This is a genomic window from Tenacibaculum aestuarii (genome assembly GCF_964510395.1).
GTDB lineage: Bacteria > Bacteroidota > Bacteroidia > Flavobacteriales > Flavobacteriaceae > Polaribacter > Polaribacter aestuarii.
In genome coordinates this window covers 1,418,587-1,444,082 of record NZ_CAZEFY010000003.1, presented here as the reverse complement: position 1 = coordinate 1,444,082, position 25,496 = coordinate 1,418,587, and the positions used below count along the sequence as shown (strand labels likewise).

The 25,496-nt window shown below is 32.6% G+C and carries 30 protein-coding genes; 16 read left to right on the top strand and 14 right to left on the bottom strand.

The features are described from left to right. Positions 1–87 precede the first annotated feature (87 nt). The 4 genes from ACKTSU_RS13030 to ACKTSU_RS13015 all read left to right on the top strand — a co-directional run bounded on the left by ACKTSU_RS13030 (position 88) and on the right by ACKTSU_RS13015 (position 3,838). On the top strand, positions 88–1,443 hold the full coding sequence (locus ACKTSU_RS13030) for an OmpA family protein (protein WP_408036862.1): 1,356 nt from the start codon (positions 88–90) through the stop codon (positions 1,441–1,443). Between the two features lie 170 nt (positions 1,444–1,613). After that, a complete protein-coding gene (gene atpD / locus ACKTSU_RS13025) occupies positions 1,614–3,125 on the top strand; it encodes a F0F1 ATP synthase subunit beta (protein ID WP_028892143.1) in 1,512 nt (503 codons plus the stop codon). A gap of 44 nt (positions 3,126–3,169) precedes the next feature. Beyond that, positions 3,170–3,463, top strand: a complete 294-nt coding sequence (locus ACKTSU_RS13020; protein WP_408036860.1) for a FoF1 ATP synthase subunit delta/epsilon — start codon at positions 3,170–3,172, stop codon at positions 3,461–3,463. Between the two features lie 93 nt (positions 3,464–3,556). Continuing rightward, on the top strand, positions 3,557–3,838 hold the full coding sequence (locus ACKTSU_RS13015; protein ID WP_408036858.1) for a Sec-independent protein translocase subunit TatA/TatB: 282 nt from the start codon (positions 3,557–3,559) through the stop codon (positions 3,836–3,838). Positions 3,839–3,867: 29 nt separating this feature from the next. On the opposite strand, the gene ACKTSU_RS13010 is transcribed toward ACKTSU_RS13015, so the two are convergent. Beyond that, positions 3,868–4,332 (bottom strand): Lrp/AsnC family transcriptional regulator, encoded by a 465-nt coding sequence (locus ACKTSU_RS13010; protein ID WP_408036856.1) that lies wholly within the window; start codon positions 4,330–4,332, stop codon positions 3,868–3,870. A 166-nt stretch (positions 4,333–4,498) separates the two neighbouring features. Here ACKTSU_RS13010 and ACKTSU_RS13005 point away from each other — a divergent pair, with 166 nt between their 5' ends. Continuing rightward, positions 4,499–5,617, top strand: coding sequence for a histidine decarboxylase (locus tag ACKTSU_RS13005; protein ID WP_408036855.1), 1,119 nt, complete (start codon positions 4,499–4,501; stop codon positions 5,615–5,617). 60 nt (positions 5,618–5,677) lie between these two features. Here ACKTSU_RS13005 and ACKTSU_RS13000 read toward each other — a convergent pair whose 3' ends face one another. From ACKTSU_RS13000 to ACKTSU_RS12980, 5 genes are all read right to left on the bottom strand, one after another. Then, the gene (locus tag ACKTSU_RS13000) at positions 5,678–6,319 is read right to left on the bottom strand and encodes an O-methyltransferase (protein WP_408036854.1); all 642 of its coding nucleotides are present in this window, start codon (positions 6,317–6,319) and stop codon (positions 5,678–5,680) included. A gap of 107 nt (positions 6,320–6,426) precedes the next feature. Further along, positions 6,427–6,687, bottom strand: coding sequence for a hypothetical protein (locus ACKTSU_RS12995; RefSeq protein ID WP_408036853.1), 261 nt, complete (start codon positions 6,685–6,687; stop codon positions 6,427–6,429). A 5-nt stretch (positions 6,688–6,692) separates the two neighbouring features. Further along, positions 6,693–7,265: a sigma-70 family RNA polymerase sigma factor gene (locus ACKTSU_RS12990; RefSeq protein WP_408036852.1), complete on the bottom strand. Its 573-nt coding sequence runs from the start codon at positions 7,263–7,265 to the stop codon at positions 6,693–6,695. Positions 7,266–7,280: 15 nt separating this feature from the next. Then, positions 7,281–8,204: a TolB family protein gene (locus tag ACKTSU_RS12985; protein WP_408036851.1), complete on the bottom strand. Its 924-nt coding sequence runs from the start codon at positions 8,202–8,204 to the stop codon at positions 7,281–7,283. Positions 8,205–8,208: 4 nt separating this feature from the next. Next, positions 8,209–8,682, bottom strand: coding sequence for a nuclear transport factor 2 family protein (locus tag ACKTSU_RS12980; RefSeq protein WP_408036850.1), 474 nt, complete (start codon positions 8,680–8,682; stop codon positions 8,209–8,211). A 165-nt stretch (positions 8,683–8,847) separates the two neighbouring features. Between ACKTSU_RS12980 and panB the strand changes: the two genes are divergently transcribed. The 7 genes from panB to ACKTSU_RS12945 are packed head-to-tail and all read left to right on the top strand — an operon-like array spanning position 8,848 to position 12,653. Next, a complete protein-coding gene (gene panB, locus ACKTSU_RS12975; protein WP_028892153.1) occupies positions 8,848–9,666 on the top strand; it encodes a 3-methyl-2-oxobutanoate hydroxymethyltransferase in 819 nt (272 codons plus the stop codon). A 55-nt stretch (positions 9,667–9,721) separates the two neighbouring features. Beyond that, positions 9,722–10,072 carry a four helix bundle protein gene (locus ACKTSU_RS12970; RefSeq protein WP_408036849.1) on the top strand — a complete coding sequence of 117 codons (351 nt, stop codon included), beginning with the start codon at positions 9,722–9,724 and terminating at the stop codon, positions 10,070–10,072. Between the two features lie 59 nt (positions 10,073–10,131). Continuing rightward, on the top strand, positions 10,132–11,076 hold the full coding sequence (locus tag ACKTSU_RS12965; protein WP_408036847.1) for a 2-hydroxyacid dehydrogenase: 945 nt from the start codon (positions 10,132–10,134) through the stop codon (positions 11,074–11,076). A gap of 17 nt (positions 11,077–11,093) precedes the next feature. Beyond that, positions 11,094–11,552 carry a DUF1801 domain-containing protein gene (locus tag ACKTSU_RS12960; RefSeq protein WP_408036845.1) on the top strand — a complete coding sequence of 153 codons (459 nt, stop codon included), beginning with the start codon at positions 11,094–11,096 and terminating at the stop codon, positions 11,550–11,552. A 1-nt stretch (position 11,553) separates the two neighbouring features. Continuing rightward, the gene (locus ACKTSU_RS12955; RefSeq protein WP_408036844.1) at positions 11,554–11,946 is read left to right on the top strand and encodes a VOC family protein; all 393 of its coding nucleotides are present in this window, start codon (positions 11,554–11,556) and stop codon (positions 11,944–11,946) included. A 35-nt stretch (positions 11,947–11,981) separates the two neighbouring features. Next, positions 11,982–12,251: a TM2 domain-containing protein gene (locus ACKTSU_RS12950; protein ID WP_408036843.1), complete on the top strand. Its 270-nt coding sequence runs from the start codon at positions 11,982–11,984 to the stop codon at positions 12,249–12,251. Between the two features lie 24 nt (positions 12,252–12,275). After that, a complete protein-coding gene (locus tag ACKTSU_RS12945) occupies positions 12,276–12,653 on the top strand; it encodes a hypothetical protein (RefSeq protein ID WP_408036842.1) in 378 nt (125 codons plus the stop codon). Between the two features lie 27 nt (positions 12,654–12,680). Here the strand turns inward: ACKTSU_RS12945 and ACKTSU_RS12940 are convergent, their stop codons facing one another. Beyond that, entirely contained in the window at positions 12,681–13,553 is an 873-nt protein-coding gene (locus ACKTSU_RS12940; RefSeq protein ID WP_408036841.1) for a cupin-like domain-containing protein, read from the bottom strand. Positions 13,554–13,634: 81 nt separating this feature from the next. On the opposite strand from ACKTSU_RS12940, the gene ACKTSU_RS12935 reads away from it, so the two are divergent. Continuing rightward, positions 13,635–14,219: a methyltransferase domain-containing protein gene (locus ACKTSU_RS12935; RefSeq protein WP_408036840.1), complete on the top strand. Its 585-nt coding sequence runs from the start codon at positions 13,635–13,637 to the stop codon at positions 14,217–14,219. A gap of 51 nt (positions 14,220–14,270) precedes the next feature. Here ACKTSU_RS12935 and bioB read toward each other — a convergent pair whose 3' ends face one another. The 4 genes from bioB to ACKTSU_RS12915 all read right to left on the bottom strand — a co-directional run bounded on the left by bioB (position 14,271) and on the right by ACKTSU_RS12915 (position 18,765). Then, positions 14,271–15,368 carry a biotin synthase BioB gene (gene bioB, locus ACKTSU_RS12930; RefSeq protein ID WP_408036839.1) on the bottom strand — a complete coding sequence of 366 codons (1,098 nt, stop codon included), beginning with the start codon at positions 15,366–15,368 and terminating at the stop codon, positions 14,271–14,273. A 65-nt stretch (positions 15,369–15,433) separates the two neighbouring features. Next, positions 15,434–16,867 (bottom strand): flotillin family protein, encoded by a 1,434-nt coding sequence (locus ACKTSU_RS12925; protein WP_408036838.1) that lies wholly within the window; start codon positions 16,865–16,867, stop codon positions 15,434–15,436. 9 nt (positions 16,868–16,876) lie between these two features. Beyond that, on the bottom strand, positions 16,877–17,449 hold the full coding sequence (locus ACKTSU_RS12920; protein WP_408036837.1) for a hypothetical protein: 573 nt from the start codon (positions 17,447–17,449) through the stop codon (positions 16,877–16,879). A 158-nt stretch (positions 17,450–17,607) separates the two neighbouring features. Continuing rightward, complete coding sequence (locus ACKTSU_RS12915; protein WP_408036836.1) at positions 17,608–18,765, bottom strand: beta-ketoacyl synthase N-terminal-like domain-containing protein; 1,158 nt, start codon at positions 18,763–18,765, stop codon at positions 17,608–17,610. A gap of 86 nt (positions 18,766–18,851) precedes the next feature. On the opposite strand from ACKTSU_RS12915, the gene ACKTSU_RS12910 reads away from it, so the two are divergent. Next, positions 18,852–19,289 (top strand): cytochrome c oxidase assembly factor Coa1 family protein, encoded by a 438-nt coding sequence (locus tag ACKTSU_RS12910; RefSeq protein WP_408036835.1) that lies wholly within the window; start codon positions 18,852–18,854, stop codon positions 19,287–19,289. Here ACKTSU_RS12910 and bioA read toward each other — a convergent pair. The 3 genes from bioA to ACKTSU_RS12895 are packed head-to-tail and all read right to left on the bottom strand — an operon-like array spanning position 19,275 to position 22,278. Continuing rightward, complete coding sequence (gene bioA / locus ACKTSU_RS12905) at positions 19,275–20,540, bottom strand: adenosylmethionine--8-amino-7-oxononanoate transaminase (RefSeq protein ID WP_408036834.1); 1,266 nt, start codon at positions 20,538–20,540, stop codon at positions 19,275–19,277. The genes ACKTSU_RS12910 and bioA overlap by 15 nt on opposite strands. Beyond that, positions 20,537–21,151, bottom strand: a complete 615-nt coding sequence (bioD, locus tag ACKTSU_RS12900; RefSeq protein ID WP_408036833.1) for a dethiobiotin synthase — start codon at positions 21,149–21,151, stop codon at positions 20,537–20,539. Before bioD ends, bioA begins: the two co-directional genes overlap by 4 nt. After that, a complete protein-coding gene (locus ACKTSU_RS12895; protein WP_408036832.1) occupies positions 21,148–22,278 on the bottom strand; it encodes an aminotransferase class I/II-fold pyridoxal phosphate-dependent enzyme in 1,131 nt (376 codons plus the stop codon). Before ACKTSU_RS12895 ends, bioD begins: the two co-directional genes overlap by 4 nt. Before the next feature lie 229 nt (positions 22,279–22,507). Here ACKTSU_RS12895 and ACKTSU_RS12890 point away from each other — a divergent pair, with 229 nt between their 5' ends. Both ACKTSU_RS12890 and ACKTSU_RS12885 read left to right on the top strand, forming a co-directional pair. Further along, a complete protein-coding gene (locus ACKTSU_RS12890) occupies positions 22,508–24,016 on the top strand; it encodes a sodium/pantothenate symporter (protein WP_408036831.1) in 1,509 nt (502 codons plus the stop codon). Beyond that, entirely contained in the window at positions 23,991–25,493 is a 1,503-nt protein-coding gene (locus ACKTSU_RS12885) for a class I adenylate-forming enzyme family protein (RefSeq protein WP_408036830.1), read from the top strand. Before ACKTSU_RS12890 ends, ACKTSU_RS12885 begins: the two co-directional genes overlap by 26 nt. The last annotated feature ends 3 nt before the right edge of the window (positions 25,494–25,496 follow it).

The following is a 25,496-nucleotide window of genomic DNA, read 5'->3' as shown; positions in this document are numbered from 1 at the left end:
AGTTTTTGTAGATTTGTTTTTGTAAATAAGTTTTAACAACTTACATTTGCGAATATATAAACGAACTTTTAATTTAAATTTTTAATAATGAAACAATTAAAATTAGCTGTGATGGCTTTATTTGCGTTTGCTGCTGTAAACGTTAGCGCACAGGATTCGAACAATCCTTGGGCAGTTGGTTTTGGAGTTAACGTTGTTGACTTTAAAGTGCCTACAGATTTTAGTGATGTAGCCAATGACTATGTTGGTACAAGTGACTGGAATATCTTACCTTCAATTTCAAGAGTAACTGTTGATAGATACTTAAATGATGGTTTTACATTACAGTTAGCAGGATCATTGAATAAAATCAAGACTGTTTATTCAAAAGATGATTTTGATATGCTTTATTGGTCGGTAGATGCTAACGTTAAGTATGACTTAAATAACTTATTTGGAGAAACTGGATGGTTTGATCCATATATCTATGTAGGTGGGGGTTATACTTCAGTAGACGATGAAGGAGAAGGAATGTTAAATGGAGGTTTAGGGTTTAATACTTGGTTTAATGATAACTTAGGTTTAAACTTCCAGTCAGGATATAAGCAAGAATTTGCTGACAAGGTAATGAACCACTTCCAACACTCTGCTGGTTTAGTGTTCAGATTTGGAGGAAAAGATACTGATGGAGATGGTATCTATGACAAAGATGATGCATGTCCAGAAGTTGCTGGTTTAAAAGAATTCAACGGATGTCCTGATACAGACGGAGACGGAATCAAAGATTCTGACGATGCATGTCCAGAAGTAGCTGGTTTAGCTGCTTTAAACGGGTGTCCTGATGCAGATGGAGATGGTATCGCTGATAAAGATGATGCTTGTCCAACTGAAAAAGGAACTAAAGCTAACAACGGATGTCCTGATGCTGACGGAGACGGTGTTGTAGATGGAAAAGATAAGTGTCCTAACACTGCTGGTCCAGCTGAAAACAACGGATGTCCTTGGCCAGATACTGATGGAGACGGAGTATTAGACAAAGACGATAAGTGTCCAAACGAAGCTGGTGTAGCATCTAACAACGGATGTCCAGAAGTAGTAATCAAAGAAGAGGCTGTTAAGCAATTAAACGAGTTTGCAAGAGCTATCTACTTTAACTCAGGAAAATCTACTTTTAGAACTGGAGTTACTGGTAAATTAGATTTAATCGCTGGAATTATGAAGGAGTACCCTAAAGCTAACTTTAGTGTTCAAGGACATACAGATAGCCAAGGTCCTAGCGCTAGTAACCAAAAATTATCTGAAAGAAGAGCTAAGGCTGTTTTAGATTATTTAGTTGCTAAAGGTGGAATTTCTGCTGATAGATTAACTTCTGCAGGTTTTGGTGAAGATTATCCAATCGCTGATAACAAAACTAGAGCTGGTAGAGCTGAAAACAGACGTGTTGAGATTAAATTAGTAAAGTAATTTAATTACAATTATAACATCAATAAAGGCCTCACATTAGTGAGGCTTTTTTTTTATAGAAAAATACTCCGAAAGGTTTTTTAAATTCCACTAAAAAAATTACCTTTGCACCTTGAAAAAATGAGTTAAAACTCATATAGTAAATAATATAACTTTAATTACATATAGTAATGTCTACAATAACAGGTAAAGTTTCTCAAATTATTGGTCCAGTAATCGATGTTGAGTTTAATACAGAAAATGCTGAATTACCAAAGATTTATGATTCATTAGAAATTAAAAAAGCAGACGGTTCAACTTTAGTTTTAGAAGTTCAACAACATATTGGTGAAGATACAGTTCGTACTATTTCTATGGATGCAACTGATGGTTTACAAAGAGGGCAAGAAGTAATTGCTACAGGTAACCCAATTCAAATGCCAATAGGAAGTGATATCTACGGTCGTTTATTTAATGTAACAGGTGATGCAATTGATGGATTAGGGAATTTACCTAAAGAAGGTGAAGCTGGTTTGCCAATTCACCGTCAAGCACCAAAATTTGAAGAATTATCAACTTCTACCGAAGTATTATTTACAGGAATTAAAGTAATTGATTTAATTGAACCTTATGCAAAAGGAGGTAAAATTGGATTGTTTGGAGGTGCAGGAGTAGGAAAAACAGTATTAATTCAGGAGTTAATTAACAACATCGCAAAAGGACACGGAGGTTTATCTGTATTCGCAGGTGTAGGTGAAAGAACTCGTGAAGGAAACGATTTATTACGTGAGATGTTAGAATCAGGAATTATCAAGTATGGTGATGATTTCATGCACTCTATGGAAGATGGAGGATGGGATTTGTCTAAAGTTGATAAAGCTGGAATGAGAGATTCTAAAGCTACTTTCGTATTCGGTCAGATGAATGAGCCACCAGGAGCACGTGCTCGTGTAGCTTTATCTGGATTAACAATAGCTGAGTATTTCCGTGATGGAGCTGGTGAAGCACAAGGAAAAGACGTGTTATTCTTCGTTGATAATATCTTCCGTTTTACACAAGCAGGTTCTGAGGTATCGGCATTATTAGGTCGTATGCCATCTGCGGTAGGATACCAACCAACATTAGCAACAGAGATGGGAGCAATGCAAGAGCGTATTACTTCTACTAAGAAAGGATCTATTACATCTGTACAAGCGGTTTATGTACCTGCGGATGATTTAACGGATCCAGCACCAGCAACAACGTTTGCTCACTTAGATGCTACTACAGTATTATCTCGTAAAATTGCCGAGTTAGGTATTTACCCAGCGGTAGATCCATTAGATTCTACATCAAGAATTTTAACTGCTGATATTTTAGGAGATGAGCACTATAACTGTGCACAAAGAGTAAAAGAAATTTTACAACGTTATAAAGAATTACAAGATATTATCGCGATTTTAGGTATGGAAGAATTATCTGAAGAAGATAAATTAGTAGTTCACAGAGCGCGTCGTGTACAACGTTTCTTATCTCAACCATTCCACGTAGCAGAGCAGTTTACAGGAATTCCAGGGGTATTAGTAGATATTAAAGATACTATCAAAGGATTCAACATGATCATGGATGGTGAATTAGATAAGTATCCTGAAGCAGCATTCAACTTAAAAGGATCGATTCAAGAAGCAATCGATGCTGGAGAGAAAATGTTAGCCGAAGCGTAATTAATTGCCTTAAGCAATAGCTTAAAGCCCTAAAGCATTAAAATATGTATTTAGAAATTGTAACACCAGAAGCTATCTTGTTTTCATCAGAAGTTGATTCTGTAGTAGTACCAGGTGTAAATGGAGAATTTCAGATGTTAAATAATCACGCACCAGTGGTGTCTATTTTAACTGAAGGAAGAATAAAAGTACATGTACACACTCAAACTCATTTAGTTTTTGATGATTTACATGCAAACATTGAAAGATTACCAGAAGATGATAAAGTATTAACTTTAAAAATTAAATCAGGAACTCTTGAAATGAAAGATAATAAAGTGATTATTCTTGCAGACTAATGCATTTTATATAAAATAAAAAAGCAACCAAATTTGGTTGCTTTTTTTTATTCAATAAAGTATAGGACATTGAATTTAACTATCTTTGCAGTGATGAATGGAATATTTTTATTTATTGGAGGACCAGAGATTTTTGTAATCTTATTAATCGTAGTTATGTTATTTGGGGCTGATAAAATTCCTGAAATAGCAAGAGGGCTAGGAAAGGGAATGCGTCAAATTAAAGATGCAACAAACGACATTAAACGAGAGATTAATGAAAGTGCAAAAAATCAAGGTATAGATACAGACTTTGTTAAAGACATAAACAGTGAAATTAACGAAGTAAAAGATAATATTGATGATTTTACAGGTCCTATAAAAAGAAGCCGTTAAATCAATAAAATTGACATAGTTCGTAAGAATTATGTCAATTTTATTTTTGTAGTGTTTTTAACTTGCTTCATTACAAACGAGCTTTGAATGTTTGATATTACTTCTAACTGTGATAGTTTTTTTAGCACAAAATCCTGATATTCATTCATATCTTTTAAAACGACTTTTAACAAGAAGTCATACACACCAGCTATATAAGACACCTCAACTATTTCATCTATTTTAGACATGTACTCTTCAAATTCTTTAAAAGCACTTTCTTGATGCTTAACTAAAGTAACTTGACAATAAACAATTAAACTCTTATCAATAGTTTCTAAGTTTACTAAAGCCACGTATTTATCTATAATTCCGTTAGCCTCCATCTTTTTTACACGCTCATGAGTAGGTGTTATAGACAGGTTTACTTTGTTGGCTAGTTGTTTTATAGATTGCTTACAGTCTTTTTGCAATTCTTCTAATAGCTTTTTATCTACATTATCTAGTTGATGCATGGTATGTTTTTCTGTTTTAAAATGATTTTCAGAATTTAAAAAGAAATTTAATCTTTTTAAAGGTTAAAAATAGGTGTTTTTTCTTTATTCATGCTTTTATTGCAGATTTTTATACTTTAAGAATATATTTGTTAAGTAATTTATTAATATTTAAAAATAGGTAGTTATGAGTAGAATAAAAGACATTTATGACAGAATTAGTGATGCTTCAGCTAACTTTCTTGGGTATCCTTTAGCAAAGGATTTCAATTATAGTGAATTCGCACCTTTTTTAAATGTATGTATTAACAATGTAGGTGATCCAGAATCTCCTTCTACATTATCTATTGATACAAAAGATATAGAGCGAGAAGTAGTTAGTTTTTTTGCTGATATATTATCATCTTCAACCAAAGATGTATGGGGTTATGTAACGAATGGAGGAACTGAAGGAAATCTATATGGTCTGTATTTAGCACGTGAGAGTTTTAATAATCCGGTAGTTTATTATAGTGAATCTACACACTATAGTGTTAAAAAGAATTTACACTTATTAAACTTAAAGAATATCGTTGTTAGAAGTCAAGATAACGGGGAAATGGATTATGAAGATTTGGAGAATCTTATAACATTACACAGAGATAAACCAGCAGTTTTCTTTTTAAATATTGGGACTACGATGACAGAAGCTGTTGATGATTTAGATAGAATTAAAACAATTATTAAAAAATACGCTATTAAAGATTATTATATTCATTGTGATGCGGCATTTTTAGGATATATAGCTCCTTTTGTTGAACCAAAACCAAAATTTGACTTTGCTGAAGGAATTGATAGTATTTCTATATCTGGACATAAATTCATTGGAGGACCAATACCTTGTGGAATAGTTTTAGCAAAAAGAAAACATAGAGATAGAATTGTAAACTCAGTTTCGTATGTAGGAACTTTAGATACTACAATTACAGGATCAAGAAATGGATTAACACCTTTATTATTATGGGCTTTTATAGAAAAGCACGGAAAAGAAGGGTTAATTTCAAGAACAAAAAAATCACAAGAATTGGCTGCTTATACCGAACAAAAGCTAAAAGAGATAGGCGTTAATGCATGGAGAAATAACGAAGCGTTAACTGTTGTGTTAGATAAACCTTCAGATATTTTATGTAAAAAATATCAGTTAGCTTCAGAAAATGATATGGCGCATATTATATGTGTTCCAGGAACTGAAGAATGGCAAATAGACGCTTTTGTTGAAGATTACAAAAAAGAACTATTTATTGCAGAAAGATTAACATGTAATTAAATTTTAATTTCATCATTTCATAAAAACAAAAAGGTAAATCATATGATTTACCTTTTTGTTTTAAATAATTCTACTAATTGTTAATCCGTCGCGTATAGGCAATAAAACTGTTTCTAAGCGACTGTCTTCATTTAAGAGTCTATTATATTCAAGAAGTATTTTTGTGTCTATATCTTTAGGGTCTAGCTCCTCAATTACTTTACCGCTCCAAAGCACATTATCAGATAAAATGATACCTCCTTTGTTCATTTTTTCGATAATCAAATGAAAATAGTTTACATAATTAGATTTATCGGCATCAATAAATACCAAATCAAACTTAGGATCAATTGTAGGAATAATATCTATGGCGTTTCCAACATATTGAGTTATTTGGTCTTTGTATTCCGATTTTTGAAAATATTTGTGTTGCAATTCTTCCAATTCCTCATTTTTATCAATCGTATGAATCATTCCATTTTTTGAAAGTCCTTCAGCTAAACATAAAGCAGAATATCCTGTGTAGGTACCAATCTCTAAAATAGTTGTTGGTTGTACTAATTTAGAAATCATTGATAAAACCCTACCTTGAAAAGCACCACTTAACATACGCGGATTTAATACCTTTTGCCAAGTTTCTCTACTTAATTCTTGTAGTAGTTTAGGTTCAGCTTGAGAATGCTCAACAACATAATTATCTAGTTTTTCTGGTAAAAAGTGCATGTGATTATTTTTTCTGTGGCAAAATTAAAAAAACGGAATTTATCACTATAATAAATTCCGTTTCAATCTAACAAAAAATCAAAAATTGGTTATAAAAACCAAACTTGTTAATTAAAGTTATTTAATTGTTCTTTTAAAGCCTCTTTTTCTTTCTTAGAGAAACAAGGGTTATTTTTTTTACAATCTTCTGATTTTAATTTTAAAATATCAGACATTTTTCTGTTTTGTTTAGAGTATAAAATACAAATTTTACAAACTAGTAAATGCCAACTAAGCTGCATTCTTTCATATATTGAGGCTTCACCATATTGGCTTTTATCACAAATAGTAGTGGCTTCATCACATGTAATTTTAAAAAATTTAAACATCTTTTTTACTTATTAAACCAGTTTTGCTCCATACAGTTTCTTAGTTGTGTTCTTGCTCTATGTATCATTACCCATAGGTTTGACGGAGTAATATTTAGTTCCTTACAAATATCCTCTGTTTCAAACTGTTGAATAGTTTTCATTTTAAAAACCATTGCATATTTTTCAGGAAGGCTATCAATACATTTATCTAGCTGATTTTTCAGTTCTTCATTTTCAATGTTCTTTTCAGCTTCATTATTCCATGATTGAGGAACGCGTTCTTCAATCCAATTTCCTTTATTATCACCACTATCATAAAAGTTCATTCTAATTTCAGCTTGTCCCTTTTTAGAATTTATTTTTCGATAATAATCAATAATTTTTCTTTTTAAAATGGAAATCAACCAGGTTCTTTCACTAGATTTCCCTTCAAAATTTTTAGCAGATTTTAAACCTGCAAAAAAGGTTTCCTGCACCAAATCTTTGGCTACATTAGAGTTGTTTACACGAGCTATAGCATAATTAAATAAATAATCAGCATAGTTGTCTACCCATTTATCAGGAAATAAAATATTTGAAGGATTCGATTGGTTCATTTTTTCAAAGATAGGTTATTTTTTAATGAACGGGCTAACATAAATTCTACTCAATCCATTAGGGCTAGTATTTAAATACTCTTTAAATTCTGACAAAGTCAATTTTTCAGGAAGCACTTTAGGAATAGAAGAAGTACTAGAAGTAAAATACAATGTGTTCGTTTGTAAATCGACAAACGGACAGTAGTCTAGTTTATTAGAGTTAATACTTGTTAAATGAGTAGCAGGTAACCATTCGTTATTGGTTCCTTTTTTACTGATGTACAAATCACCTCTGCCTAAATCATCTTTTCTACCGTAAGAGGTGAAAATTATAAAACTTTCATCAGGTGCAACAAAGGCATTAAATTCATATTTATCTGAATTCACTCCTGAACTTAGTGGAGTTGGTTTTGTGTATACTCCATTCACTAATCTACTTACATAAATATCCTCTTTTCCTGTGGTATTGTCTTTGTATTCTGCAGTGAAAAATAAATCACCTTTTTCGGTTACTGAAGGATAAAATTCATCGGCATTTGTGTTTACAGTAGTTCCTATATTTATAGGTTCTGACCATGCATCTTCCAAAGAATTTCTAGTAACATACCATATATCCATGTCATTTTTTATTTCATCAGTGGAGTTGTCTTTTCTGTTAGAAGCAAAAAAGAGTTGTAATCCGTTAGGAGAAAGGAAAGGCTCTAAATCTTTATATTGCCCAGAAAAACTGGCAATTTCAGGTTTTTGCCATTTACCACTTACTTTTTTTGAATAAGCTATAAACGAATATTCTTTCAAGTAGCTTTCAACAGTAAAGTAAAATTCATCTTGATTTTTACTCATTGAAAAATCTCTGACGTTTGGTAAACCATTAAACAATTCTGGATGAAACAATTTAGATTCTTGAGCAAAACTGAAACAAGAAAAAAGTAAGAAAAGTAAACTGAGTTTTTTCATGTGTTTATTGTTTATTAGCTTCACAATCACCTCTACGCCTCATATCAACTAAATAAATAATTTCCCATTTCCCATTGTTGTTAAAAAGTTGAAATGAATTTGCTCCGCAGTGACTAAAATTATTGTTTAAATAAAATTCATAAGGAGTCCATACAGAAGCTAAATTTCCATCAATTTTTATATCCCATGATAGTAACTTTTCTAAATAAGTATGTTCAGGTTTTTTATTAGCAATACTAGTTAATAACTTGTTTTTACTTTCGGTAACTAATACATTTTTTCCCTCTTTATTGGTAAATGTAGTTTGAATAGTAATTGTTGGGTGTAAAGTAGAACTTACGATTGTACTATCACCTTTATGCAGGCCTTCAAAAAAGGTTTCAACGGTGTTTTTTATGGCTTTCTCTTGAAGATCTTCTTGAGCATTTACAACAGTAGAAATTACAAAAACAATAAGTAAAGTGAATATCTTTTGCATTTTAGTTTGATTTAGTTAGGTAAAGCTATTAAAAAAATAAAGGGCTAAAATTTAATTAACAGAAGATTAACGGCATTAAAAAAAGAGGATTAAGCAGGTTATAAAAATGTAATAAATAAAACCAGTGAATAATTGTGTATTTTTACAATCTATAAAACAAAAGAAATGTCAGTAGCAAAAAAACAATATAAAAGAATTACTACAAAATCTCTTGTTGAGATGAAAGCCAACGGAGAAAAAATATCGATGCTTACGGCATACGATTATACCATGGCAAAAATTGTTGATGGAGCAGGAATTGATGTGATTTTGGTAGGTGATTCTGCATCAAATGTAATGGCAGGTCATGAAACTACATTACCTATTACTTTAGATCAAATGATTTACCATGCAAGTTCTGTAGTAAGAGGAATTGACCGTTGTTTGGTTGTGGTTGATTTACCTTTTGGTAGCTATCAATCTGACCCTAAAGAAGCATTACGTTCTGCTATTAGAATTATGAAAGAAAGTGGAGCGCATTCGATTAAATTAGAAGGTGGAAAAGAAATAAAAGATTCAATTAAAAGAATTTTAAATGCAGGAATTCCAGTAATGGGGCATTTAGGATTAACTCCACAGTCTATATACAAATTCGGTACTTATACAGTAAGAGCAAAAGAAGAGGAAGAAGCAGAGAAGTTAATGCAAGATGCTTTAATGTTAGAAAGATTAGGATGTTTTGCAATAGTACTTGAAAAAGTGCCAGCTAAATTGGCTCAAAAAGTAGCAGAAGCATTAACGATTCCTGTAATAGGAATTGGAGCCGGTGGTGGAGTAGATGGTCAAGTATTGGTTATGCATGATATGTTAGGTATGACTCACGAATTTAATCCACGTTTTTTACGTAGATATTTAGATCTACATACAGAAATGACAAATGCTTTTGAACAATTCATAGCTGATGTAAAAAGCAAGGACTTTCCAAACGAAAACGAACAATATTAATTTAGATTATTGGATTTTTAGATAGTTGGATTATTCAATTTCTAGAAGTTAAGATATGCACAGATACAAGGATTTTAAATTTTGGAAAGTGAGTAGGTCTTTTTGTAGAGATATTTATTTGCTCACATCAAAATTTCCTGAAGATGAAAAGTATGGATTAGTATCTCAATTAAGAAGAGCTTCTGTGTCAATTCCTTCAAATATAGCAGAAGGTTGCTCAAGAACATCCAATAAAGATTTTTCTAGATTTTTGGTAATTGCATTAGGTTCATGCTATGAGGTTGAAACTCAATTATTACTTAGTTATGATTTGGGTTTTATTTCTTCAAATGATTTAGAGGAACATACAGAAACTCTAATTAGCATAGTGAAAATGATGTCTAAATTCAATTCAAAATTAGTCTAGATCCAGCCATTGAACTATCCAAAAATCTAAAGATCTAAAAATCCAACAAATCTATTTTAATGAAAATACTTCATTTAGATACAAACCATCCTTTACTATTGAAACAACTTCAAGAGTTAGGTTTTGAAAATCACGAGGATTATACTTCTACTAAATCAGAAATTGAAGCAAAAATTCATGAGTACGATGGAATTATAATTCGTAGTCGTTTTACAATTGATAAGCAGTTTTTAGACAAAGCAACAAACTTGAAGTTTATTGGACGAGTAGGTGCTGGTTTAGAAAATATCGATTGTGAATATGCTGAAGAAAAGGGAATAGTGCTTATTTCTGCCCCAGAAGGTAATAGAAATGCAGTGGGAGAACATGCTTTAGGAATGTTGCTTTCGCTTTTTAATAAGTTGAACAAGGCGGATAAAGAAGTTCGCGAAGGTAAATGGTTACGAGAAGAAAACAGGGGAATTGAGTTAGACGGAAAAACCGTAGGAATTATTGGTTATGGTAATATGGGTAAGGCTTTTGCTAAAAAGCTTAGAGGTTTTGAGGTAGAAGTGCTTTGTTATGATATTAAACCCAATATAGGAGATGAAAACTGTAAGCAAGTTTCTTTAGAAGAATTACAAAAAAGAGCAAATGTTCTAAGTTTACATACTCCGCAAACAGCATTAACAACAAATATGATTGATGCGGAATTCATAGCTAATTTTTCTAACCCTTTTTGGTTGTTAAATACAGCGAGAGGAAAATCTGTAGTAACAAAAGACTTGGTTGAGGCCTTAAAATCAGGAAAAGTATTAGGTGCAGGATTGGATGTATTGGAATATGAGAAAAAATCTTTCGAAAATCTATTTACAGACCAAGAAATGCCAAAAGCTTTTAAATATTTAATCAATGCTGAAAATGTGTTGCTTTCTCCTCATGTAGCAGGTTGGACTATAGAAAGCAAGGAAAAACTAGCACAAACGATAGTTGATAAAATTAAAGAAAACTTTGTTAACTTGTAGCTTTAAATTCATGTAATATGAAATATGAAGCATCTACAGTAGAAGAATATATTTCTCAAATTCCTGAAGAACGTCAAGAAGTTTTACAAAAACTACGAAATATAATTAAGGAAAATTTACCTGGAGGTTTTGAAGAAGGAATCAATTATAATATGATTGTGTATTATGTTCCTCATTCAATATATCCGGACGGGTATCATTGTGACCCTAAGCTTCCGTTGCCCTTTATGAATTTAGCTTCGCAGAAGAATTCAGTGAATTTATACCATAGTGGAATCTATGCAAATAATGAGTTGCATGATTGGTTTGTAGCTGAATATACAAAACATGCGAAACGAAAATTAGACATGGGTAAAAGTTGTATACGTTTTAAAAAAATGGATGACATTCCGTATGAATTAATTGCTGAACTGTGTACTAAAATATCTGTTGATGAATGGATTTCTACTTATGAATCAGCTGTAAAAAAGAAATAAAATGAAGAAAAAAGGTAAAGTAACCGGCGTAGGAGGTGTTTTCTTTAAAACAGAAGACCCGAAAGCAACAAAAGATTGGTATAAAAATAACTTAGGGTTTAATACAGATGATTGGGGTTGTACGTTTTGGTGGAAAGATAATGAAGACAAAAAAGCATCTACACAATGGAGTCCGTTTGCAAAAGACACGAACTATTTTGAGCCATCTAAAAAAGATTTTATGCTTAACTATCGGGTAGAAAATTTAGTTGAATTATTAGATGATCTTAAGGAAAAGGGAGTTAAGGTAATGGATAAGATAGAAGAGTATGATTATGGAAAATTCGGTTGGATTATAGATTTAGATGGAAATAAAATTGAGTTATGGGAGCCAAAAGACGAAGCTTTTTTATAAATTTAGCACCGTCTAATAAATAAAAAATTAAAAAAATGAATGTAATTGATGAAAACGGGAATACTGTTCCTAATCAAGAAAGTAAGCGTGTGTTAGCAGGTATCTTAGCTATTGTAATTGGATCAATTGGAATACACAAATTTGTATTAGGGTATACTAAAGAAGGTATCATACAAATTATTGCTACTTTCATAACTTGTGGGTTTGCTGGAATTATTCCTTTTATTGAAGGAATCATTTATTTAACAAAAGCAGATGATGATTTTATTGAAACATATCAAGTAAATCATAGAGGTTGGTTCTAAACATTCTTTTTAATTTTTAATACTATGTCTGAAAATAAAAACACCAATGATAGCTTAAACAAAGGACTAGATAAAGCTAAGGAAGTTATGGATAATATAACAGAAGAGGTAAGTAATTTAGCAGGAGAAGCTGGTGAGCATTTAGTAGACATAGTAGAAGATGTAAAAGAAAAAGTTGAAGAAATTATTTCCGATGAATCAATTCAAAAAGCTAAAGAAAAAGCAAACGAATTAACTAATGAAGCAAAAGAAGTATTAGAAGATATAACTGAAAAAGCTTCAGAAGTTGCAGGAGAAGCTAGTGAACATCTAGTTGATTTTGCAGAAGATGCTAAAGAAGAATTTCAAGAAACTAAAACCAAAACAAAAAGTTTTTTTCAACGACTTTTTGGAAAGAAATAATAAAAAAGCGCCTATTAGGCGCTTTTTTTATGAGGCAATATTATTTGCTTTGTTTGTTTTAACTATAGCTTGTTCGTTTTTCCAATCAATCCATTTTTGACCTTTAATACGACGCATCACATTGTCTATTGTACGCATTATAAATACATTGTAAACAGCCTTTCCTAAGTTTTTAGGATTACGAGCAATAGCACGTAAACTCATTGAAAAACCAGGAGTTACATAGCGCATATAATGCCAATACCCTTCAGGCATATACAATACATTTCCATGCTCTAATTCAGCAACATATCCTTTGGCATTTTTTAGTGCAGGCCACTTTTCAAAATCAGGATCGTTAAAATCAATATCTTCACGAGTAATTAACGAATTCGGAATTTTATATAAGTATTTGTTTTGCTTTTGATCGAATAAAATACACTTCTTTTTCCCCTCAAAGTGAAAGTGAAAAATGTTAGCTAAATCAATATCATAGTGCATGAATGTGTACGAATCACGTCCGCCAAAAAATAACATTGGTAAGCCTTTCATTAAACTTAAACCAAAATCAGGAAATTTAAAGTCTTTTTGTAATTGAGGTACTTCTTTTAAAATATTCCATAAGAAAATTCTAAATTTAGTTGGCTCACGTTTTAATAAATCAACATACTCACTCATTTTCATTGTTGCATGAGGTTCGTTAAAACCATCTTTATAATCAACAGGCCTGTCATCGTATAAAGGTACCGTTTTATCGCCTGCTACTTCTTTCATATACTCTAAAGACCATTTAGAATAGGCTGGCCAATCTTCAATAAAACGCTCTATAACCACAGGCTTTTGCGGTTTAAAATAATTCTTGATAAAGTCTTCCTTAGTAATTGTTTCGACTCTTTCAATTTGAGAAAGATTTAATCCCATAACATGTTGTTTAAAGGAGCAAAGTTAAGAAATCGTTATGATACTTTATTCTTAAATTTGTGGTATAATAAAGTTAATACAATGATTGAATTATCAGAGACTTTTTGGAATAACAAATATTTGAATGATAAAACAGGGTGGGATTTAGGAGAAATCTCTAACCCATTAAAAGAATATTTTGATCAAGTAGAAGATAAAAGTTTACGGATTCTGATTCCTGGAGGAGGAAATTCTTATGAAGCAGAATATTTGTTAAGTTTAGGTTTTACCAATATTTATGTTGTTGATATTGCCGAAGAGCCTTTAAAAAGAATTCAAAAAAGAGTTCCTAATTTTCCAAAGGAAAATTTAATTCACGCTAATTTTTTTGAGTTAGAAAGCGCTTTTGATTTAATTATAGAACAAACTTTCTTCTGTGCTATCAATCCAGGGTTACGAGCAGAATATGCACAGAAAATAAGTGAATTACTTACAGAAAAAGGAAAATTAGTTGGATTGTTGTTTGATGCTCAATTGAATGAAGATCATCCGCCTTTTGGAGGTAGTAAACAAGAATATGAGGAATATTTTAGACCTTATTTTATTATAGATAATATGGAGGCTTGCTACAATTCCTCAAAAACCAGACAAGGAATGGAGTTGTTTATAAAAATGATAAAAAAATAGCCATCAAATACTTGCTTGATGGCTATTTTATATGTTGTCGCTAGCTTAGAATTAACTTCTTAAAGCTTTAGCTTCTTGCTTTTTTTGTTCGTTACGCTCAATTTTATGCTCAGGTCTGGTCCATTTAGGATTTTCACCTAAAGCTTCAAATTGAGAATCTTTAGCTTCAACCGATTCTCTTTGCTCGTGCTTAAAGAAAGGTTTTTGTGTATTTAATCCTAACTCTTCAAACATTCTCATGTCTTCATTAATATCAGGATTCGGAGTTGTTAATAATTTATCTCCAGCGAAAATAGAATTTGCCCCAGCAAAGAAACACATTGCTTGACCTTCTCTACTCATTTGCGTTCTACCTGCTGATAAACGTACTTGTGAGTCTGGTAATACAATACGAGCAGTTGCTACCATACGAACCATTTCAAAAATGTTTACTGGAGGTTGCTCTTCTAACGGAGTACCTTCAACGGCAACTAATGCATTAATTGGCACAGATTCAGGATGTGGAGAAAAACGAGTTAACGTTTCAAGCATTCCAGCTCTGTCTTCTAACGATTCTCCCATACCAATAATTCCACCAGAACAAACTGTTACGTTGGTTTTACGTACGTTTTCAATAGTATTAATTCTATCATCAAAAGAACGTGTAGAAATAACATCATCGTAATAATCTTCCGAAGTATCAATATTGTGGTTATAAGCATATAAACCAGCTTCTGCTAAACGTTTTGCTTGATTTTCGGTAACCATACCTAAGGTACAACAAACTTCCATGTCTAGCTTGTTAATAGTACGTACCATTTCTAACACTTGGTCAAATTCAGGTCCGTCTTTAACGTTTCTCCAAGCGGCTCCCATACAAACTCTTGATGATCCACCATCTTTTGCACGTAAAGCTTGTGCCTTAACTTGATTCACAGTCATCAAATCGTTTCCTTCAACGTTGGTATGATAACGTGCTGCTTGCGGACAATATCCACAATCTTCTGAACATCCACCAGTTTTAATTGAGATTAAGGTGCTTACCTGTACTGTGTTTGGGTCGTGATATTTTCTATGTATAGTTGAAGCTTCGTACAAAAGCTCCATTAAAGGCTTATTGTATACTTCTAGAATTTCCTCTTTCGTCCAATCGTGTCTAATTTCATTCATAAATTCGAGTTGTTTGTGGTGGTAAAAATAAAAAATTCCGCTACGAAAGCGGAATTTTATGAGTCTTATTTTTCTTCGGAAGGAGAATCGCCTTGATCGATTACTTTTCCTTCACTATTTGGAAGTTCTTTCCCTTTTAAATAATCGGGCAATTGCATACCCGCCATGTTAAACATTTCTTGCAGTGGCGGTACTGCATTGTACATTCCTGAAATAAAGTTAGATGTTGAGGTTTTTCCATCTTTTCCTCCACCGTTTTCCCAAACAGTAACTTTATCAATCTTAATATTTTTAATAGCTTCTGATTGTAGTTTTACTAATTCAGGTAATTTATCAGCAATTAATAATAAGGCAGCGTTTTGCGAATCGTTACCAGCAGCTTTTACTATTTGATCTAAACCGGCAGCTTGCTTAGTTAATACTTCGTATAAACCTTGTGCTTCTGCTTGCGCTTTAAATAAGATAGCATCAGCCTCTCCTTTTGCTTTTCTACGGATTCTTTCTGCTTCCGCCTCCGCATCAATTTCTACTTTTCGTTTGTCAATTTCAGCAGGAACAATTACATCAGCCATTTGTGAAGAACGTTCTCTTTCAGCTCTGGCAATTTCGGCTTCTTTTTCAGCAGCATACGATTCTTCTAAAGCTTTTGCTGATTGTACTTTTTCAGAAGCAATAGCTACTCTTTCAGCTTCAGCTTCTCTTTGACGACGTAAAGAGTCTGAGTTTGCAACAGCAATTTTTGCAGTGTTTTCTCCGTCTACAGCTTGTGCATTAGCGGCAGCTACTTGAGTTCTTTCATCTTGTACAGCATTTGCTTCCCCAATAGAACCATCCCTATTCTTTTCAGCAACAGATTTACGAGCGGCGTTGATTGCATGTGCAGCAGCTTCTTTACCTAACGCTTCAATATATCCTGATTCGTCAACAATATCAGTAATGTTTACGTTGATTAATTTTAAACCAACTTTTTTTAATTCCGATTCTACACTTTGTGAAATGTTGGTTAAAAACTTATCTCTATCAGAGTTAATTTCTTCAATATCCATTGAAGCAACTACTAAACGTAACTGACCAAAAATGATTTCTTTAGCTAATTCTTGAACATCGTTCATTGCTAAACCAAGTAAACGTTCAGCAGCATTTTGCATTACTCCTGGCTCGGTAGAAACCCCGATGGTAAAACGAGAAGGTACATTTACACGAATGTTTTGTTTAGATAGTGCATTTACTAAGTTTACTTCGATAGAAATAGGCGTTAAATCTAAAAACTCGTAATCTTGAATTACTGGAAAAATAAACGCAGCACCCCCGTGAATACATTTCGCTGATTGTCCGCCACCAACTTTACCGTACACTACTAAAATTCTGTCGGAAGGACATCTTTTGTAGCGTTTTATTAAAGTAACGAGTAAAATGAAAATAAATAGAATGGCAATAACGAGCCCGATAGGACCTGCAAATCCAAAACCATCAATTTGTAATAAAGTAATTTTTAACATAGTCAATTTTTATTTTTGAGATTCAATAATTAATATTCCGTTTGAGGTAACTTCGATTACTTTAACAACCATGCCTTGTGTTAAGTCGGTGTCGTTATCAGTTAAGGCATCAAGTTCACGAAGTGAGTTTTGTACTTTTATGTGCACTTTTCCCATTTTAGAGCGATTTGCTCCTACGGTTAAATACACTTCTCCAATTTGATTTAGTGCATTTTTCATTTGTAAGGTACCGCTATCTGTTAGTTTACTAATATAGTAGAATAAGGTTGCCATGATAGTCATCATGATCAATCCGCAGATTACAGAAATAAGTAATGTGATTGTGTTTGAATTACCAGCATCCATACTAGCAATACCACTCCACCCAAAAATGGTGAAAAAGGCAACCATGTTTTTAAAAGTGAAGAACTGAAATCCAGCACCTGTATCGGCATCTATTTCAGTATCAATATCACCAATATCATCAGTATCGGCGCCTATAAAGCTACCAATAAGAACAAATACAAAAATTAGCGTAAATACACCTGCTATTCCCCAATAAACTTGTTGAAAAGCGGTTAATTCAGAAAACCATTCCATCATAAAGCAATTATTTAAATGAGTTACTAAAAGTATATAAATTGCCTGAAATCGACAATTTTTATTTTGTTAATCAACTATCTTAGGGACAACTCCACAAGGTACTCAAAGAAAACCATTCTAAGTATTTTGTGGTAAGCCTTGGAGAATTAAACCTTTGGCTATCGCCCTGTGATTAAAACGGAAACGGCATTTCCTCCAAAGCCAACAGCATTTACCAATATTTTTGATAACTTTTTTGGGTGTTCTTGAGGTTTAGCAAACGGAACTTCAATTACTTGTTGATGTTGTAACATGAACATAGCTAATTCTAAACTTAATAAACCAGAAGCACCGAAAGTATGACCGAGTTTCCATTTATTGGTAGTTAAAAATGGAGTTTTGTTACAAAATACTTTTTGAATCGCATTAATTTCCGATTGATCTCCTTTAATTGTACCTGGAGCATGCATTACGATAGCGTCAATTTCGTCAGGAGAAACAGTACCTAATGCCATTTTCATTGATTTTTGAAAACATTCAGCATCGGTGGTAACAGAAGTGTTGTGTTTTAAAACCTCTGTAGCATATCCAACTCCTTCAATAAATGCCAAAGCATTTTCTTTAGTTCCTTTTTCTAAACAAAAAACAGAAGCAGCTTCACCTAAAACCATGGTGTTTTTGGTTTTGTTAAGGTCGAATGCTTTACATGGATATCCGTTTTTTTCTTTTGAATATACTTTCAAGGCTTGCATTTGAGCAACGGTAAAGTCGGTTAATGAAGCTTCACTAGCGCCAATCATAAATTTTTCTGACATTCCAGATCGTAACCAAGCGACACCATTTAACAAAGAATGTAATCCGGTTGAACAGGTTATAGAATGTGAAATTTCTGGTCCGTTGGTTTGTAAGTCGTGTGCTATCCAAGAAGAAATATTTCCTAACGTAGTGGTTGGAGAACTTAAGGTAGATGATTTTCCTGTTGCTAAGAACTCTTTGTGGTACTTTTCAAACAAAGAAGTAGCTCCACGAGAAGAACCGATGTTAATTCCGAAGTTGTCAGAAGCTTTCCAGTCGGTTTTTTCTATTGCTTTTCGAGCAACAAATAATGTATATAAAACAGACGGATCTAAGTTTTTATACTTGTTATCTGAATCTTGAACTTTTTCAATAGCATTCTTATCATCTTGAGATACTTGTGCAACCCAAGCTTTAAAGTTTTCAAACTCTTTTAAGGTTAAAAAATGCTGGTCGTTTAAATAGTTTTTCCAGATGTTTTCAGAAGAGCTTCCTAAAGCGGAAACGGATGCAAAAGACGTTATTGAGATGGGTTCTTTCAACACTATAAAATTTCAGCAAAAATAAAGGTAAAATCAGGGATTATAAAGAAAATAAAAATATTTATCTTAGATGAAAATTTAGAGTAATGAGCGAACAAGGACAGAAAAGTTGGTTTGGAAGAAATTGGCTGTGGTTTATTCCACTAACAGGGTGTTTAGGGTTTATTTTACTGATTGTTTTAGGGCTTGGTGCTGCGTTTTTTGGAGTGTCAAATATGATAAATAACGCAACTCCTGTAGAATATGCGATAGAGCTAGCAACCAAAAATGAATTAGTTATTAAAAACTTAGGAGAGCCGATTGAGAAATACGGGATTCCTTCAGGAAATATTTCGCTTACAAATGATGATGGAGATGTTGATTTTTCTATTCCAATAAGAGGAAATATAGGAGAAGGAACTTTAGTTGTTAGAGGAATTAAAATAGATGGTGAATGGGTTTATGAAGATTTGTACGTTCGAATTAGAGATACCCAAGAAGAGATTAATTTGTTAGAAAAAGTGAAGGCTCTAAAGAGTATCTAGAACCTTTTTAATAGTTGTATATATTTTTTCAAGCTGCTCTTGCGTAATTACGTATGGTGGCTGAATGTAAACAGTGTTTCCAAGCGGACGTAAGAAAATGCCTTCATCCATAAAAGATTTTAAAAGTTGGTCGCGAAGAGTTCCATAACGTCCAGAATTGGTGTTTAAATCAATCGCTAAAATGACACCTTTACATCTTGTTGAATTTACTTTTGGGTGGTTTTCTATTTTCTCAGCAAAGGCTTTATTACTTCTTTCGATAGATTGAATATTATTTTGAATTTCTTGTGTCTGTAACAATTCAATACTAGCCAAAGCAGCACTACAAGCTATCGGATTTGCAGAATAAGTATGGCAATGGAAAAAACCTTTAGAAATATCATTGTCTAAAAAAGCCGTGTAAATTTCTTCGGCACATGAAGTAATGGACATAGGAACCAATCCAGCAGTCAACGCTTTACTTAAACACATGATGTCTGGTTTGGTGGTAATTTCATCAGAAGCAAAATTGTTACCTGTTTTTCCAAAACCAGTCATAACCTCATCAGCAATAGTTAAAATGTCGTTCTTTTTGCAAATTGCTAGGATTTTATCTAAATCTTCAGCTTGGTGAATTTTCATTCCAGCCGCTCCTTGAACTAAGGGCTCGTAGATGAATCCCGCAACCTTATTTTCTGAAATAATTTTTTGTAGTTGTTCTGCTATGAGATTATTGTTTTCTCCGTTTGGAACAGGAATACGTTGAATATCCATTAAAAAATCTTCAAACGGACCATTATATACCGATAATCCAGAAACAGACATCGCTCCGAAGGTATCACCATGAAAACCATCTTCAAAGGCAATAAAAGTTGAGCGCTTTTCACCTTTATTAAAATAGTATTGTAATGCCATTTTAATACCAGCTTCTACTGCGGTAGAACCATTATCATTAAAGAAAATTCTGTTTTGATTTTCAGGGAGAATTTTAATCAATTCTTCCGATAATTTTACAGCAGGTTCGTGGGTGAAATCACTAAACATTATTTGATCTAATGTTTGCATTTGTTGGTAAACTCTGCTTGTAATATAGTCGTTACAATGCCCAAACATACAGGTATACCAAGACGAAATAGCATCGATATATTCGTTACCGTGTTCGTCGGTTAGTATACAACCTTTGGCTTTTACAATACCTAAACTATTAGGGTGAGTTTGGTGTTGTTTTAGCGGATGCCATAGATGTTTTTTATCTCTTTCGGTTAAAGTCATAAATTTTCTTTGAATTTATCTGCGTATTCTTTAATGACATTTTGATCAAAATAAGGTTCCTCTTCAATACGGCCAATTACAGGAACTTCAGTCATTTTTTTTATAATATCCTCGGTAGTTTTGTGTTCGTTTCCTGAGAAAACCAACGAAACATCAAAACCTTTTTCCTTCAATAAGTTTACTGTTAGTAGTGTATGATTGATGCTTCCTAAATAATGACGAGACACTACAATTACTTTATAATCGGATTTTATGGCGTCAAGTAGGGTGTTTTTATCATTTAAAGGAACCAATAATCCACCAGCACCTTCAATAACTAAGTGGTTTTCGGTTACAGGTTCTTTGATGTTGTCAATTTCAATAATAACTCCATCAATTTCAGCAGCTGCATGCGGACTCATAGGAGTCTGTAAAGCATACGAATTTGGGTGAAAAACGGTTTTTGTATTTGAAATTAGTTTTTGAACTTTATGAGTGTCAGAATAGTCTAAATCTCCTGATTGAATAGGTTTCCAATAATCGGCTTGTAAGGCTTCGGTTATAATAGCAGAAGCCACTGTTTTGCCTACTTCTGTTGAAATACCTGTGATAAAATATTTTTGCTGTTTCATGATACTACAAAAGTAGCAAGGTTCTCTAAAACATTGGTGATTTCTTCCTTAGAATTATAGGAGTGCAAACAAAAACGTAAACGTTCTTGATTTAATGGAACGGTTGGAGATAAAATAGGTTTTACATCAAATCCCTTTTGTTGCAATTGAGAAGCGATGTTTTTTACACGTTCATTACCAGAAATAACGCAACAATGAATTGCAGAAGCACTCTCAATAAAATGTAATTGTAACCTTTTTGATTCTGAAATGAAATGTTGAATGTTTTGCTCTAATTTTTCTCTAGAATGACAGTTTGATAATTCATTATAAGCAACTTTTATAGTAGCTAACGCATGAGGAGAAAGTCCTGTTGTGTAAATAAAACTACGCGCAAAATTAACAAGGTATTGTTGTAATTGCTTGCATCCTAAAATAGCTGATCCGTGACACCCTAAGCCTTTTCCGAAGGTAATAATTCGAGCGAAAACAGCATTTTCTAACTGTAGCTTTTGAATTAATCCATAACCAAACACCCCTAAAGCGTGCGCTTCATCTACTACCAAAAGAACATTGGTGTGTTTTTCCACAATTTGAGATATCGATACCAAATCGGGAGAATCACCATCCATAGAAAAAACAGATTCGGTAATCACATAAATTTCTATGTCGTCATGCTGAACTCGTTTCAGCATCTCATCCAGATGAGTTATATCATTATGCTTAAACTTAAAAGATTTTGCATTGGATAATTGAATTCCATCTCTTATGGATGCATGAATAAGTTCATCATATAAAATGATATCACCACGTTGAGGCACCGAAGCAAAAAAGCCAATATTAGCATCATAACCAGAATTAAAAATCAAAGAAGTTTCTGAATTATGAAGTTTAGCTAACTGTTTTTCAATTTCAGTATAAAGTGCATGATTTCCTGAGAGTAAACGCGAACCTGTTGCTCCGTTAATTTTGAGATTGTTGTCAATTAAATATTGATGTGTTTTGTCAAAGATAATTTCCGATTTAGCAAATCCTAAATAATCGTTGGAAGAAAAATCGATTAATGAATTTTCTTTACCAAGTTTTCTCAAAGAGTTTTGTACTTCTCGTTGTGTAATTTTTTGATGTAGTTTCTCAGGGAATTGCATAGTGTAAAAATAAAAAAGCACTTTTTAATATCGTAGCTATTTAGTTAGAAATCTTTTAAAGATAAAAGTGTTAATTTAACAAAGTCTCACTTTTAATTATTCTTATTTTTAAAAGAAAATAATATAAATGGTCTGTTTTTTTAACAAAGTCTCACTTAAATAAGATTAAATTTATCAGCTTTAATGTCTTAAAGTTTTTTTATTTGTTTTTTAACAGATCTTATAATTTATGATAGCGTCAGAAAAGTTAGTAACTTACATGTATGTTTTGTTAGCAGTATATGCTGCTGTGATTTTATATTTCGTAGTGCGTGGTGCACGAAAGAATACAAATATAAAAGATTACGCTGTTGGAAATATAGGATTTCCTGCTTGGGTGGTGGGCTTATCATTAGCTGCATCTATGACAAGTGCTGCAACTTTTATTATTAATCCAGGGTTTATTTCACTTTATGGTATTTCGGGGGTAATTTCTTTTGCCGTGGTTTTACCAATTGCTGCGTTTATTTCTTTAGTTGTTTTTACAAAAGGGTTTGCTAAATATGGTAGTGCTGTAAAGGCTACTACAATGGCACAGTGGATAGGTAAGCGTTATGAAAGTAAAAACTATGCTTTTTTCTTTGGAATCATAGCGTTGTTACTAATCACGTTTATCGTTTTAATTAATGTAGGACTCACACAGGTTATTTCTAAAGCATTAAATGTAGATCCTTTTTATGTGTTGATGGGAATCGTTGCATTTGTTTTTGGATATATGATGTTTGGTGGAGCAAATTCAATGGTGTATACGAATACTATTCAAGCTATCATAATGTTTATAGTTGCTTTGATTTTACTGGGTTCTGGTTTCGAGTTTTTTAAAGGAGGATTTGGTGGTTTTATGAATGAATTATCAAGTATTGATCCTAATTTAACGAAGCCTACAAATCCGTCAAGTTTTTTATTTAGAGATTATTTTGAAATTATTGTCACCCAGGTGATTATTGGGGTTGCTATTGTTTGTCAACCACATATTATTACCAAATCACTGCTGTTAAAAGATGCTAAAAAAATCAATAACTACTTGTTTAGTGGAATTGTTTTTATGATTGTGTTCTTTTTGGTAGTCATTGTAGGATTGTATGCGCGTATTAGTTTTCCAGATTTAACAGTTGATGGAAAAGCATTAAAAATGGATGAAATCATACCAACGTATGTAGTAGCTAAGTTTTCTGTTGGAGTAGGTCTAATTATAGTTGTGGGGCTTATTTCGGCAGGACTTTCTACGTTGGAAAGTTTAATACAGTCGTTGTCAATCACAATTACTTCCGATATATTGGAGCCTATTTTTAAAGATAAGATTGGTGAAAATACAATTACAGTGAATAAAATAGTGATTGTCATTTTAGCAATTGTAAGTTTTTTGTTGAGTTGGGAGCAAATTAAAAACCCAGATGTAAGTGTGGCAATCTTCGCACAAAACGGAGTGTATGCTTATTTTGCAGCAGCATTTGTGCCTGTACTGTTTGGAACGTTTTTGAAAAATGTGTCTGTAAGGTCAGTTTTTATAGCAAGTATTACTGCTATTGTAGTACATTTTGGTATTTATTATGGTAGACTTACACCTTACATGCAAGAGCCTGTGAATAATCCGGGAGTTTCTGCTGCTTTTGGTATAGTTGCATCACTTGTAGTGGGGTATATATTTTATAAATTAGACGCTAAAAAAACAAATGAGCACGTTAAACTGGATAGCTAAGTGGGCAGATTATACGCCTAACAAGGTAGCGCTTACTTCTTATGATACTCATGAAAACTATACGTATAGTGATTTAGATATGTATGCGGATAGATTAGTAGCTAAGTTTGCTAAAATAGGTTTAGAAGAAGGAGATAGAGTAGCTGTTTTAGCAGAACACGGTTTAGAGTATATTGTTCTTTTTGTTGCTTGTCAAAGAATGGGGGCTATTTTAGTGCCTCTGAATTATCGCTTTTCAGTAAATGAATTACAAAAGTTAGTAGACGATTGTACACCAAAATTATTTGTTTATAGCAAAAGTTTTCTGGATAAATATGAAGGTTTAGAATTCGTGAATACATCTGTACTGTTAATGAATGATGTAAAGTATTTCTATAAAAATAAAGTGGTTGAAGTTGTAAGGAAAAACTATGTTATTAAGGAAGAAAATCCACTATTTATATTTTATACTTCTGGAACTACAGGAGATCCAAAAGGAGTGTTGTATACCAACAAAATGTTGTTTTGGAATAGTTTGAATACTTCCATGCAATTGGGTATCACATTTAGAGATTCTACATTAAATACTTTACCGCCTTATCATACATCAGGATGGAATGTTTTTGTAACTCCGTTATTGCATAAAGGAGGGTATATAGGAATGTTGGAAAAGTTTGATGCAGAAAAGGTGTTGTGTTTATTGGAATTGAATGAAACAACGTTGTTCATGGCACTTCCAACAATGCTTTTAATGATGCAAAAAACACCTGTTTTTAAAAAGATTGGCCTCCAAGGATTACGTTACATTATTTCTGGTGGAGAAAAAGTACCACCTGAATTGGTGTCATATTGGAAGAAAGAGAAAAATATATACATACGTCCAGGGTATGGTTTAACAGAAGCAGGACCTAGTATAACATCACTTCATCATAAAATGGCAGTGTTAAAGCCTAACTCAATAGGAAAGCCTAATTTTTATTTGGAAACCAAGATAGTAAATTCAGAAGGGGAGGAAGTAAAACTAAATGAAGTGGGTGAGCTGTGTATTAGGGGTAATATTGTAACTCCAGGTTATTGGAATAACTCTGTAAAAACTAATAATACGATTAAAAAAGGATGGCTATTTACAGGTGATTTTGTGTATATGGATGAAGATGGTTATTTATATATGAAAGGAAGAAAAAATGATATGTATATATCTGGAGGAGAAAACATTTATCCGCAAGAAATAGAAGCACATTTAGATGCACTAAAAGGAATTAAAAAAGCAGTAGTGTTAAGTATGAAAGATGAAAAATGGGGAGAAATAGGAGTGGCTTTCGTAACGGTTGAAGATAAAGATATCACAGTAGAAGAAATAAGAGAAGAATTAAAAGAAACATTGGTCTCATACAAGCATCCAAAATATATATTCTTTTTAGATGAAATACCTTTAACAAGTGTAGGGAAAGTATCGAGAAAAGACTTGTTGCGCTATTTTAACTCGATTAAAACATAAAAG